Raw genomic sequence first — 11,999 nt, 5'->3', positions numbered from 1 at the left:
CCTACTGGTGCGCCCCTCCTGTCGGCAGAGGCGATTGCCGCAGACTCACCAACTGGCGCCAAGTGGATTCGAGATTGCGGGAGGTGTACTCGGCGTTCTCAGGCCGTGATGTCACGAGCCAGGATGCGAGGAGTAGCCGCTGGGCGAGACGACCGAGCACGAGGTGCGGCACCAGAACCGACTCTGCGTCAGACAGTGTCACCCGTTCGCGATAGCCGGAGGCGAGAGCGATTGCCGGGGCCCAGGGGTCGCTCGCCCGCAACGATGGCGCCGCATACGACATCGCGACAGCAAGGTCCGCGGCACGATGACTCCGCACGATATCGCCGAAGTCGAGGATGCCGGTGATGAAGTCTGGCGCGTTCGATTGGACGACGAGATTGCCGCCGTGGAAGTCGTTGTGCACCACCTGCCGCGGGGTTAGGTGCAGCGCCGGCAGCGTTTCGGCCGACAGTTCCGAGAGTAGGTCGCCCACCGCGCGCCGCCGGTCCTCGCCCTCGATCACGGGCACCAGCTCCGACAACTCGGCGAGCCGCGCGAGATCCCAGGCGAGCCAGCGGTCGGCTGCCGGATGATCAAAGTCGGCCAACGCGTCGGTGAGGCGGCCGAGCATTCGCCCGACCGCGCGCCAATCGGTCGGGGAGGGATCGACCTCGCTGAGCAGGCTGCCCGGGAGGTAGCGGAGAAGCCTCACCGCTCGGCCACCGTGGGTAGGTGAGAGGGTTAGCGGCGGCACGAACTGTTGGAGCGGCAGCGAGTCATCCCGTGCCGCGGCGTGCGCGATGGCAGCACCCGGGAGCCCGATCTCGGCCGGGTCGTCGCCGGGTGCTGAGATCTTGAGCACGTAGCCGTGAGCGTCGCCGGGGACGGCCAAGCGAAAGGTATCGTCGCGCTCGGTCGCGAGCCGGGCAATGGAGGTGGCTGTCACCCCAAAGCATCTCAGCGCGACGGCGGCGGCCTCGCCCGGTGGGGTGCGCTCGAACGGGGCGCCGACTCCGGCCAGGAGACGGCGCGTCAACGGAGTTGCCGGGAGTGCCTCATCCATCCATTGATTCTGCTGCATCGGCTCCATGGAAGCAGCCCGTCAGCCCAGCGGGCCGAAGCGGCCTGTTCGGGTCCCACCTGTTCGGGGCTCACCTGTTTTGGGCGCACCTGTATTGGGGAGTTCGCAGCGTGTGGCCGGTGACTAGATTCGAAACAGAGGGCACAGCACACGACCGGCAGAGGCAAACAGCCCGTGCACGGAATTTACCGTTGGGGGACGGAATCGTAACCACGGGGGATGATCGTTCGACGCTGCCTGCGCCGCAGCGCCAGGCGGGACACTCGAACGCCCCTGCAAGCTGGCTTCCACCGAACCACGCCCTGCGGGAGTGCCTTGCACTGCAAGCAGAGGCTCCTCCCATTTCGCTGGTCGCGCGCCTCTTCGGAGTCGATCCGCTCTCGCGTGATGCGCGGCGCTCCTACAGTGGAGCACTCGCCGAGATTGCTCTTGCAGATTCCCTCGCCGCGCTCGGGGACGAGTGGACCGTTGTGCATTCGGTGCCTGTCGGTGGCGACATCGCAGCGGGCCACTACCCTCTGGCCCTCGATCACCTGGTGATCGGTCCGGCCGGTATCTTCTCGATCACCATTCACAGCCACGCTGGCCAGGCCGTCTGGGTCGGAGAGCGCACGTTCATGGTCGATGACGAACGACTCGGCCACCTTGCCGACGCCGAAAAGGCGGCATCGGCCGCATCCCGGTTGCTGGCCGCCGCGCTCAAAGCGTCGGGGACGGCGGCGGATGTCGTGGTGACGCCCTGCATCGTGGTGGACTCGCCCTCGACGCTGCAGATCCGCCAACGCGCCGATCGCATCCAGACAAGCACAGCCCGCGACTTCACCGCGTGGCTTGCCGCACTGCCCCGGCTGATCTCGCCGACGGTTGTCAATGCCCTGTCAGGGGTTTCGCTCCAGGCCTCGACCTGGTCGGTGAGTGCAGTTGTTCCTCCCAACGACGCTCATATCCGGCGTGACGACTTCGATCAACTGCGCCTCCACATCGACTCCGCACGACTCCGCCGCCTGGTCTGGACCGGTCTCGGGGTCATTCTGAGCTATTCTCTGGTCATTTCGAGTGCCTCCGGGTTTTCTGTCTTCGCCGTGGCGCACTTTTAACGATCTTCAGCGGCCGCGCAGCGCGCCTACCGCGACGATCCGATTCGGCAACAGGCCGGAGAGCAGCACCACGAATTTGTAACGCAGGGTCGGTATCGAAACGGCGCGGCCTTTCGCGACATCCCGCAGCGCGAGGCGCACGAGAGTCGAAGGGTCAAGCCAGAGGAATGCGGGCACGCCGTCTTTCGACACGTTCATGCGGTCGTGGAACTCGGTGTGCACGAAGCCCGGTGCAACTGCGGTCACGGCGACACCCCGACGACGATAGGTGAGGTTGGCCCAGCGACTAAAGCTCAGCACCCACGCTTTCGACGCGCCGTAGGTGCCGCGTGGGGTGTACCCGGCGACGCTCGCGATGTTGACGATCGTGCCGGATCCGCTCGCGAGCATTTGCTGCAGCGCGGCATGGGCGAGGCGCATGGGGGCGGTCACGAGGAGGTCGAGCAGGCGCTGTTCCTCGTCGACCGGATTCTCGTCGAACGGTTTTGGCAGCCCGAAACCCGCATTGTTGACGAGCATGGTCACGCGACGGGCTCCGGATGCTCCGACCCTGACCTCCACCATCGCGAGGTCTGACCGGCTCACGAGATCCGCCGCGAGCACCTCCACCGTCACACCAAACTCAGCACGCAATCCGGCGGCACGCTCCTCCAGCCGGTCTGCGTCGCGAGCGACGAGCACGAGATCGAAGCCCTCTGCGGCGAGTTGACGGGCGAATTCTGCCCCGATCCCGGCGGTAGCCCCGGTGATGAGGGCCACATGTGTATCGGTAGTGGAATTCATCTATTCACGCTAGCCGGTGTTCCCTCGTGACCGGAGAATTCCCGCCGTGCACACGGGCGAAGCTGGTAGCGCTTCTCAATGACTCTCGCTGAATCGCCGACAATCATCCTGCCCATCCCGGCCGCCACGATCGCCGCCCAGGCCTCCGTGGGGGACCGGGGCGTCAGGGCCACCGAATTTTCCGCCTACGTAGCGCGCCCTGAGGGCCCACCACGGGGAGCCCTGGTGGTCATTCATGAAATCTGGGGGCTCGTCGAGCACATCACTGGCATCGCCGATCGTTTCGCCGCCGAGGGGTATCTCGTGATCGCGCCAGACCTGCTGTCGTCGATCGGCATCAGTGAACAGGTCGGACTCGAGGCCTACGCCATCATGAATAGCCCGGACGAGTCAGTGCGGTCGAACGGCCAGCCACTCTTGCGTGCCGCCTTCGCCAGTCTCAATGTTCCCGAGTTCGGTGCGTGGGCCCTCGCCGCGCTCGGCTCGAGCGTTGACTATCTCGCTGAACAACCCGGCATCGACGGTCGCATCGCGGTCACGGGATTCTGCTTCGGCGGTGGTTACAGCTTTGCGCTCGCGGCGGCCGATCCTCGCATCCGCGCTGCTGTGCCGTTTTACGGGGTGCCGCCCGAGACGGCGACGATCTCGACGATCTCGTGCGCGGTGCTCGCCTTCTACGGTGAGACGGACACGAGACTCATCGACTCTCTGCTCGAAGTCACCGCTGCCATGCAGGCCGCTGGAGTCGACTTCACCGCAAAAATCTACGAAAACGCAGGTCATGCCTTCTTCAACGATACGAGCGCCCTCATGTATCGGGCCGACGCCGCGGTCGACTCGTGGCAACGCACCCTCGCGTTCCTCGAGACCGCTCTCAAAGCCTGACACGAGGTCTGCCGGATTTTCAGCGACGGGAGTCAGCCGCGCGTGCAGGTGCCGGATGACACGGCCGAGCTCAAGCCCTGTGCCTGGGCGACGACCGGTGCCAGCTCCTGTGTCGTCATGGCGAACCCGAGATGGCTGGTCGTTGCCGAGCGCGCGAAGATCACGCCGGTGACGCTGCCAGCGGCATCGATCAGCGGGCCTCCGGAGTTGCCCTCCTGTACATCTGCCGCAAGGTAGTACACCTCACGAGGACTGGGATTGGCGCCGTAAATGTCTGGAGAGTTGATCGTGGCAACATTCTGCACAGCGGCCGGGCTCGACAGGAACGGACCGCCGAGGGGATACCCGTCGAAGACGGCGGTCGCACCTGTCGTTAGGTCGGCACCGAGCGGGAGAGGAGCGGTCGGTAGCCCGGTGACGGCGATCACGGCGAGATCCTGCACGGCATTGAAGTAGACGACCCGACCGGTGTAGGTGGAGCCGGAGGGGGTGAGTACGACCGGTTGCGTGACGCCAGCCACGACATGAGCATTGGTGACGACGCGCCCCGAGGAGGAGACGAATCCGCTTCCCGACTGGTTTTGTCCGCACTGGTAGGCGTTGCCGGTGATCTTCACGACGGAGCGGGCGGATGCCTGCTGGGCGGCGGTCGCCCCCGACTCTGGCACCGGTAGCGCAGTTCCGGTTCCAATCGCTTCGAACAGGCGCGGAAGGCCGTCGAGCGCGAACAGAGACCGTACTTTTGCTTCGAGTGCTTTGACCGGATCGGGAGTGACCCGCTCGATCGTCGAGACGACGGTCGATGATCCGATGGCCTGGGATACGACAGGCACGCCGAGAGATCCGAACCCGAAGGCGAGCATCGACACGACAAGCGCGGCGGCCACGAGCGTGATCGCGGCCCCTAAAAGCCGATCGATTGCGCGAAGCGGTGTCTTGTCGACGCGTCGGCGGATGACCCGGCCGAGCGCCGATCCGGCGCCCTGCCCGAGCGCGATGAGAGCCACGACCACCACGAGAATCACCGGTAATCTGAACTGGCTTGCGGTGACCCAGCCCGTGACCAGCGGTATCGCAAAAAACGCGGCTGTCGCTCCCGCGACGATTCCGATGAAACTGCCGACACTCAGGATGAAGCCTCGCCGGAATCCAAATACTGCGTAGACGACAAGCAGGACGACGAGTAAGAGGTCGAGCACCGCAGAGCCGGTCATGCCATCGTCCTCCCGGTCCCAGCGCTGTCGCCCGGAGCCGTCCCCAGTGTCCCACGGGTGCCTGTACACCAATCGCTGCCCCTGTCGAGGCCCCAGAGAACTTCCTCGACTGTGCAAGGGTGGGGGAATGGACGAATGTGACGCGATTGTCGTCGGAGCCGGACCGAATGGCCTGGCGGCGGCGGTCGTACTCGCGCGGGCCGGGCTCTCGGTGCGGGTCTACGAGCGCGAAAACGCGATCGGTGGGGGAGCGCGCACCGAGGAGCTGACGCTTCCGGGGTTCCTCCACGACCTCTGCTCGGCCGTGCATCCCCAGGCCTTGTCCTCCGGCTTCTTCCGTGCGTTCGAGCTCGAAAAACGCGTGAGTTTCATCGTGCCGGAGATCTCGTATGCGCACCCTCTCGACGACGGCCGCTCCGGCATCGCCTGGCGTGACCTGGATCGCACCGTCGACGGCCTGGGTGTCGATGGGGCAGCGTGGAAGCGGCTGCTGGGTCCACTCGTGCGCCATGCCGACCAGGTGGCGCAATTCGCCGGGTCGCAGGTCCTGCAGTTGCCGAGGCATCCGATCACACTCGCTCGACTGGGGGTGCGTATTCTCGAGCAAGGGAGTCGCGGCTGGAATCTGCGCTTTCACGACGACCTCGCGCCGGCGATGCTCACCGGAGTCAATGTGCACGCGATTCGACCGGTTCCCAGCCTGTCGACCGCCGCAGCCGGCCTCGTGCTCGCCACGACGGGCCACGCACGCGGCTGGCCGATCCCGATCGGGGGCAGCCGGTCGATCACCGACGCGATGGCCGATGACCTGCTCTCGCACGGGGGCGAGATTGTCACGGGCACGGAGATTACTTCCATCGCGGAACTTCCGCCGGCGCGGGTGATCCTTTTCGATGTCACGCCGCGAGCACTCTCGCGAATCGCCGGCGATCGGCTGCCCGACCGCTACCGTCGTTCGCTCGATCGATTCCGCTATGGCAATGCGGTCGCCAAGGTCGACTTCGCACTCTCCGGACCGGTGCCGTGGACAGACGACCGCCTCGCTGCAGCCGCGACTCTCCATGTCGGGGGAACCCGCCAGGAAATGGAGACCTCCGAAGCGGATGTCGCGGCCGGACGGCATCCCCAGGATCCCTACGTTCTCGTGAGTCAGCCGACCCCCTTCGACCCGTCAAGAGCGCCGGAAGGTAAACATGTGCTGTGGGCTTATACCCACGTGCCGCGAGGTTCCGTGGAGGATCGCACCGAGGCGATCACCGCGAAGATCGAACGCTATGCTCCCGGATTCCGAGATACGATCCTTGCGTCGGTGAGCCGCTCTGCGGTAGACGTCGAACGGCACAATCCGAATTACATCGGGGGAGACATCGCGGCGGGAGACGTGACTGTCACGCAGCTGCTCGCCCGGCCGGTGCTGTCGGCGACGCCGTGGCGCACCGCCGCCCGCGGGCTCTACCTGTGCTCGTCGTCAACGCCGCCCGGGCCCGCCGTGCACGGACTTGCCGGATATTACGCCGCGATGACGGCGCTTCGGGATGAATTCGGCGTGACCCGCCGACCATTTCTCGGCCTGCAGGAGTAGCGGATCAGATCAGGTCGCGAAGTACCTGTTCGGCACGCACGCCCCGTGTTCGTGCCCGGGCAGCCAGACGCTCGAATTCGACGGCGGTGAGGGTCACGATCACGTCGACGGTCTCGGCGCCGTTCGATTGCCGGCTCGAGGGCTCGTCGAAGTCGAAGAGCGACGGGGGCGGGGCAGCCGGGATTGCCGGCGTCGACTCTGTCAATCGAGCGGGGGAAGGGCGGGGCTCGAGCGGGCGCCCCACGGCGCCGTCGCCCGCACGCACGAAGCCCGGCCCGGCGGGAATCGTTGCCCCGCGCTGGTAGGCCTCCGACACGGCGCGGGCGCGAGAGTCCGCTGCTTCATTGAGCGGATGATTCGCGTGGCCCTTCACCCACTCGAAGCGATACTGCCGACCGGGCAGCTCCGTGTCGATCTCCTGCAGAAGGTCCACATTCATCACGGGCTTACCGTCAGCCTTTCGCCAGCCCTTGCTCTTCCAGCCGGGCAGCCATTTGGTGACGCAATTGATCACATACTGGCTGTCGCAGAGGATCAGCAGGTCGTCGTCGAGGTGGGCGGTAGCACGAAAGAACTGGAGCACCGCGGTGAGCTCGGCCTGGTTGTTAGTGGCATGCTTCCAACCGCCAGCCGCCCAGCAGGTGTCGTCAACGTACCAGGCCCACCCGGCCGGGCCCGGGTTGCCGAGGGCAGATCCATCGGCGGCGACACGGATCGTCATTTTGGCTCCCGAAGTGATCGTCGATCGGTGTTGTCGTAGATCGAAGTGGTGGTCAATCGAAGGACTGTCGATGCCGGCGGACATCGCACACCAGTCTGCCGCACGCCGGAAGCCCCAATTTCGCCGATCCTGCAAGAAAGTGAACATCGACCGGTAATTCGGGGGCGTAGCGCGAGAGCCCGTCGGGAGCGGGAGCGAGTGCAGGCAAAGTGAATTCCCGATGTCGAGACCGAGTCTGAAGGCGAGTGGATTGTGTCGGGCGGGGTGGCATCTTCGAAGCGATAATGCACCGACTTTTCATCGATGGGAGTGTCTATCGGGGTCTTGGTTACCGGGACCCCAGCGCCAGGCCGAGCATCATCCTGCTGCCAACGAAACCGGTCTCGGCCTATCTCTGAGGGAACCCGGCGGGCATGACGGCCGCTCCTCCCCACGGGCCTGCATCATGGTGCACCGGTAATTGTGGTTCGTGACTGTTCGCGCCTTCTCGCGCGTTCGGCCTCCGTCGCCGCGGCCTCCGCGGGTGTCGGCGCGGTGCCTCCGAGCGAGCGTGGCTGCCACCACTGTCCGGTCCCGGTGACCGGATAGCCGGACTGAAGGCCATCGACCATGCCCTGCATCGTCTTCCGCAGCGAGTCCGTCACGGCCCGGGGGTCGTCCGTCGAGGCAATGTCAATCGGTGCACCGAAAGCGAAGGAGATCAATACCCCGAACCGTGCGCGTAACGGCACCGGATGGTTCTTAGTCATCAGCCGCTGCCCGCCCCAGACCGCCACCGGAATCACCGGAACTCCTGCCTCTGCCGCCAGACGTACGGCGCCGCTCTTGAGCTCACGAACTTCGAATGATGCGCTGACGCCCGCTTCGGGAAACACCCCGATCAATTCGCCGGATCGAAGAGCGGCGACGGCTTCGGCATAGGCGGCCGCCCCGCGTTCCATATCGACGGGAATGTGATGCATGCCTCTGAGCAGCCAGCCGATACCCGGCTTGTCAAAAGCGCGCTTGGTCACGAGAAAGCGAATGCGTCGTCGGTTACTCCTCCAAGCCACCCATTCGACGAGGGCGAATTCGAGGTACCCGAAGTGGGTCATGGACAGCACCGCACCGCCGGCGGCGGGCAGATTGTCGAGACCGGTCTCGATGCGGCGGAGTCTCCAGAATCGGAACAGGCCAATGCCAAGGCTTATCGCCGCCCGATAGATGGGCTCCGAATGCGACCTGCGGGCGGGGGACATATCTTCAGCGTAAGACGGAATGCTGCGTATTCTCGGTGCGCAAAACAGCATGCGCCCGGCGGCATACGTCCCTGCCGAGGCCCGTGCGATACCCCCGTTCAGGCGTGCCCTTTTTTGGGGACTGTCGACGGTCTGAGGGCTCCCGTTAGCGTTATCAGATAACAACCCGGGGGAAGCAGTGACAGATCTTGCAGCGCACAGAGAGGCCGATTCGAGGCGGCACGGTCGCGCGCAGGGTGTCACCATGAAGAAGGCGCAGCGCGTCGGTTTCAGCTTCAGTGGTCTGTTCGGTCGCGGGGGCGCACCGGCGGCCACGCGGGGATGGAGCACCGAGCCTCCAACGGAGTTCGAACTCGGGCGCATGCTGACGGCGCTCGACGACCGCTTCACGGCGCTTCGCGCATTCGATGTCTTCGGCGAGCTTGATGCCGACTTCTTGGTCGTGGGGCCTGGCGGACTCTTTCTCATCACCACCAGGGTGCAGGGTAACGCCAAGGTCTGGGTCGACGAAGATGTGCTCTGGGTCAATGGTCGGCCGACAAACCAGGTGCGCGATGCGCGCAATGCTGCGGATCGGGCATCCGCTCGGCTGAGTGCAGTACTGGGTCAGCCCGTTCGAGCGACTCCGGTCATCGCGGTCATGAATCCTCTCTCATTGTCGTTCGGCGGCGACCCCGCACGGCGCGTCGTCACCCTGCCGGCGGATCTGGTGACCCAGTGGCTCTCCGAGTGTTCCCGAATGCTCTCGGATGACGCTGTCGCCGACTTCGCAGCGGTTGCGGAAGATCGCGCCACGTGGGGATCGCTGCCGAGCGGCTCTCGCCGGCTGGCGCGGGTGCGTTGAGCTCACGAGGCACACGGGACACCCGTTCGCCGCTACCACCCATTCTGGGGCTGCCCGTTTTGGGGCTGCACACTGTCTGATCCCCCGTCTAGCCTCGAATCATCGGAGCTTGGGGGAGCGATGAACGACAGGGGTGCAAGCGCAGTGCACGACACGACATCGGCGGTGCAGACCGGGCCGTCGCTCCGCGGCGAACCCACAACCCGTCTCGAGGTCTCAAGCGCTGCTGAGGAGTCCCCGTTCTCAGGCCCGATCACCACTGGACCGCTGCTTCCCGGACTCTCCTTCACCAGCGGGTTTGACAGGGAACCATTCAGCGTCTCCGCACACACCGCGGTACCGGTTCCTTCGGCACGACCTGACGCCGAGGAAGTTACCGGGAAACCAGCGATCCCGGCCCCGACCGCTGCCGCAGCACAGGTCGATGTGCCGAGTGCGGTCGCTTCGAATGTGGACCTCGAACCCGGCTCTTGGTCCATCGAACCGAACCTCCGGGCGCGCGGCCCGGCATACGCCGTTATGCAGGAGTGCCTTGCTCGCCAAGAGGTGGCTACACCCCGCGGTCGACTCGCTCGAGCGCTCGGCAACAGCCCGCTGCATCCGGATGCCCGCAGTTGGTACAGCGGCGCTCTCGGCGAGATCGTGGTCGCGAACGCGCTCGCTCAGCTGGGAGACGAGTGGACGGTACTGCACGCGGTGCAGGTGGGCTCAGGAAGCGCCGACATCGATCACGTGATCCTCGGCCCCGGTGGCATTTTCACAATTAACACCAGGAATCACTCAGGCAAGAAAATATGGATTGGCGGAAGCACGTTCCTGGTGAACGGTTACAAGCAGGAGCACATGCGAAAGTCGGCCCATGAGGCCGAGCGGGCAGCCCGCTTGCTCAGCAGCGTGACCGGACGCCCGGTCTCCGTGACCCCGCTCATCGTGGTGGTGAATCCGGCGTCCATCACGACCGGGCGCAAGCGACCGCGCGTTACCGTACTCTCCAGCAATACCCTCAAGCGCTGGCTGGTGAGACGACCCCGCGTGATGTCGGATCGCGCCGTCGCCCACTTCTCGATGTTTGCCGAGGAGCGAAGTACCTGGCATACCGAGCCCGTGACAATGAATGACACTTCGGACCGGTTGTCGCAATTTGAGCAGCTTCGAATGCAGGTGGATGCCGCCCGACAGCGCGCGCGCCTGTGGCTCCTTGCACTCGGCGTGGGCGCCATCCTGATCACTCCGGTCGCCATTGCCGAGATAGTGCGCCTGATTATTTCACTCCTGGTAATTCCCGGTCGCTGACCCGGACTGCGGCTCGCGTGCTGCCGTTGTCATCACTCGTGATCATCCAATCGGTCGCCAGTGTTGCTGCGCATTCAGCCACACCGGGGCGAGCGTCTGAAGCCGACCGTCAGCTATCCGCATCAGGTATGACCAGCTATCCGCATCAGGTATGACGAGGTTGACGAGCCGCATCAGGTATGACGAGGTTGACGAGCACGTCGAGCTGCCGCTGGTCGCGCCTGTGCGGATCCCGAATGCGCTCCACCCGATTGCCCTGTTCGGTAGTGCGCGACTCGACCGCGCGCGCGGTTCTGGTCGCGGAGGAACCGCGGCTCAGCGCCGTCCCAGTCAAATCTCTCTCGTCAGACGGCCCCCGGTGGCCGCAGTGGAACGCCAGCCCCGCACTGCCGGGTTCCAAAGAAACCTCTCGTCGATCTCGCCTGGGCTCTGCACGCAAAAAAAATCACCGAGGCGGTCGGCGGTTTCGGCGACTGTCGTCGACTCGCAGGGCTCGTTGTCACCGTGTGCCACGGGAGCGGCGTGCGACACTCGCTCGAGCAGGCCGGATGGCCTGTCGCAGGAGAGCAGTGTGGGGATGTCGCGCACCCGGGCGAGCCCTCACTCCTGCAATCCGGCGGCAGCCGGGTGGCACAGTGATATTTCGCACGGGCACGGACGCCTTCGCGTAATTCGGAAGCAGTTGGGCACGATGAGAGCCGGGTAGCCCGACCGCACTGGATCGGCGTACCGTTCAGTGCATGACCGAACAGCAGCCCTTCGCGATCGAGCGCGCCTTCGACGACTTCGAACTACGGCGCTATCCCGATCATGTACTCGTGCAGGTGACAGTGGATGGCGATTTCCTCCGCGCCGGTAATCTCGGGTTCCGGCCGCTCATCAGCTATATCAGCGGCCGGAATGCGCAGGCCACGCGCATCCCGATGACCGCGCCGGTGACGCAGGAGCCGCTCGGCGAGCACACTCACACCGTGAGTTTCGTGCTGCCGGAGGGCACCGATCCCGCGACCGTGCCGGTGCCTAGCGATGCCTCCGTGGCGACCGTGGCTGTCCCGGCCAGCCTCGTGGCTGCCCGCCGCTTCGGCGGCGGATGGACGGACGCCCGCTTCGAACAGAACGGTGAGATGCTGCTGGCGGCCGTCGAGCGCGCCGGATTGCGGGCGGCAGGCAACCTGTACTTCGCCCGCTACGACCCTCCTTGGAAGCCCGGCTTTCTCAAGCACAACGAGGCGCTCGTGCGGGTAGAGGAACAAGCGGCGCCCACACGCTAAGTTCGGGA

At 65.4% G+C, this 11,999-nt stretch carries 11 protein-coding genes; 6 read left to right on the top strand and 5 right to left on the bottom strand.

Translation table 11 applies throughout. The features are described 5' to 3' along the window. Nucleotide 1: 1 nt before the first annotated feature. Nucleotides 2–1,045 (bottom strand): phosphotransferase, encoded by a 1,044-nt coding sequence (locus RCH11_RS04100; protein ID WP_327055709.1) that lies wholly within the window; start codon nt 1,043–1,045, stop codon nt 2–4. A gap of 209 nt (nt 1,046–1,254) precedes the next feature. Between RCH11_RS04100 and RCH11_RS04095 the strand changes: the two genes are divergently transcribed. After that, nucleotides 1,255–2,160, top strand: coding sequence for a nuclease-related domain-containing protein (locus RCH11_RS04095; RefSeq protein WP_327055708.1), 906 nt, complete (start codon nt 1,255–1,257; stop codon nt 2,158–2,160). A gap of 6 nt (nt 2,161–2,166) precedes the next feature. On the opposite strand, the gene RCH11_RS04090 is transcribed toward RCH11_RS04095, so the two are convergent. Further along, on the bottom strand, nt 2,167–2,943 hold the full coding sequence (locus tag RCH11_RS04090; protein ID WP_327055707.1) for an SDR family NAD(P)-dependent oxidoreductase: 777 nt from the start codon (nt 2,941–2,943) through the stop codon (nt 2,167–2,169). 78 nt (nt 2,944–3,021) lie between these two features. On the opposite strand from RCH11_RS04090, the gene RCH11_RS04085 reads away from it, so the two are divergent. Next, nucleotides 3,022–3,828, top strand: a complete 807-nt coding sequence (locus tag RCH11_RS04085; RefSeq protein ID WP_327055706.1) for a dienelactone hydrolase family protein — start codon at nt 3,022–3,024, stop codon at nt 3,826–3,828. A gap of 32 nt (nt 3,829–3,860) precedes the next feature. Here the strand turns inward: RCH11_RS04085 and RCH11_RS04080 are convergent, their stop codons facing one another. Then, entirely contained in the window at nt 3,861–5,042 is a 1,182-nt protein-coding gene (locus RCH11_RS04080) for a MarP family serine protease (RefSeq protein ID WP_327055705.1), read from the bottom strand. A 127-nt stretch (nt 5,043–5,169) separates the two neighbouring features. On the opposite strand from RCH11_RS04080, the gene RCH11_RS04075 reads away from it, so the two are divergent. After that, nucleotides 5,170–6,624 carry a phytoene desaturase family protein gene (locus RCH11_RS04075; protein WP_327055704.1) on the top strand — a complete coding sequence of 485 codons (1,455 nt, stop codon included), beginning with the start codon at nt 5,170–5,172 and terminating at the stop codon, nt 6,622–6,624. 4 nt (nt 6,625–6,628) lie between these two features. Here RCH11_RS04075 and RCH11_RS18140 read toward each other — a convergent pair whose 3' ends face one another. After that, nucleotides 6,629–7,345, bottom strand: a complete 717-nt coding sequence (locus RCH11_RS18140) for an RNase H family protein (protein WP_442788996.1) — start codon at nt 7,343–7,345, stop codon at nt 6,629–6,631. A 443-nt stretch (nt 7,346–7,788) separates the two neighbouring features. Next, nucleotides 7,789–8,583, bottom strand: coding sequence for a lysophospholipid acyltransferase family protein (locus RCH11_RS04065; protein ID WP_327055703.1), 795 nt, complete (start codon nt 8,581–8,583; stop codon nt 7,789–7,791). A 244-nt stretch (nt 8,584–8,827) separates the two neighbouring features. On the opposite strand from RCH11_RS04065, the gene RCH11_RS04060 reads away from it, so the two are divergent. From RCH11_RS04060 to RCH11_RS04050, 3 genes are all read left to right on the top strand, one after another. Beyond that, a complete protein-coding gene (locus RCH11_RS04060) occupies nt 8,828–9,427 on the top strand; it encodes a hypothetical protein (RefSeq protein WP_327055702.1) in 600 nt (199 codons plus the stop codon). 120 nt (nt 9,428–9,547) lie between these two features. After that, nucleotides 9,548–10,720 (top strand): nuclease-related domain-containing protein, encoded by a 1,173-nt coding sequence (locus RCH11_RS04055; RefSeq protein WP_327055701.1) that lies wholly within the window; start codon nt 9,548–9,550, stop codon nt 10,718–10,720. A 740-nt stretch (nt 10,721–11,460) separates the two neighbouring features. Next, a complete protein-coding gene (locus tag RCH11_RS04050) occupies nt 11,461–11,991 on the top strand; it encodes an SOUL family heme-binding protein (RefSeq protein ID WP_327055700.1) in 531 nt (176 codons plus the stop codon). Nucleotides 11,992–11,999: the final 8 nt, after the last annotated feature.

Source organism: Glaciihabitans sp. GrIS 2.15, assembly GCF_035984695.1.
GTDB lineage: Bacteria > Actinomycetota > Actinomycetes > Actinomycetales > Microbacteriaceae > Lacisediminihabitans.
Note: the sequence above shows the minus strand (reverse complement) of the source record. Positions and strands in the feature narration are given on the sequence as shown.

What these genes read in the sequence shown, in the direction of transcription:
- RCH11_RS04075 (WP_327055704.1), top strand. Translation starts at nt 5,170, where the DNA reads ATGGACGAATGTGACGCGATTGTCGTCGGAGCCGGACCGAATGGCCTG.
- RCH11_RS04085 (WP_327055706.1), top strand. Translation starts at nt 3,022, where the DNA reads ATGACTCTCGCTGAATCGCCGACAATCATCCTGCCCATCCCGGCCGCC.
- RCH11_RS04090 (WP_327055707.1), bottom strand. Translation starts at nt 2,943, where the DNA reads ATGAATTCCACTACCGATACACATGTGGCCCTCATCACCGGGGCTACC.
- RCH11_RS04065 (WP_327055703.1), bottom strand. Translation starts at nt 8,583, where the DNA reads ATGTCCCCCGCCCGCAGGTCGCATTCGGAGCCCATCTATCGGGCGGCG.
- RCH11_RS04060 (WP_327055702.1), top strand. Translation starts at nt 8,828, where the DNA reads ATGAAGAAGGCGCAGCGCGTCGGTTTCAGCTTCAGTGGTCTGTTCGGT.
- RCH11_RS04050 (WP_327055700.1), top strand. Translation starts at nt 11,461, where the DNA reads ATGACCGAACAGCAGCCCTTCGCGATCGAGCGCGCCTTCGACGACTTC.
- RCH11_RS18140 (WP_442788996.1), bottom strand. Translation starts at nt 7,345, where the DNA reads ATGACGATCCGTGTCGCCGCCGATGGATCTGCCCTCGGCAACCCGGGC.
- RCH11_RS04080 (WP_327055705.1), bottom strand. Translation starts at nt 5,042, where the DNA reads ATGACCGGCTCTGCGGTGCTCGACCTCTTACTCGTCGTCCTGCTTGTC.
- RCH11_RS04100 (WP_327055709.1), bottom strand. Translation starts at nt 1,045, where the DNA reads ATGGATGAGGCACTCCCGGCAACTCCGTTGACGCGCCGTCTCCTGGCC.
- RCH11_RS04055 (WP_327055701.1), top strand. Translation starts at nt 9,548, where the DNA reads ATGAACGACAGGGGTGCAAGCGCAGTGCACGACACGACATCGGCGGTG.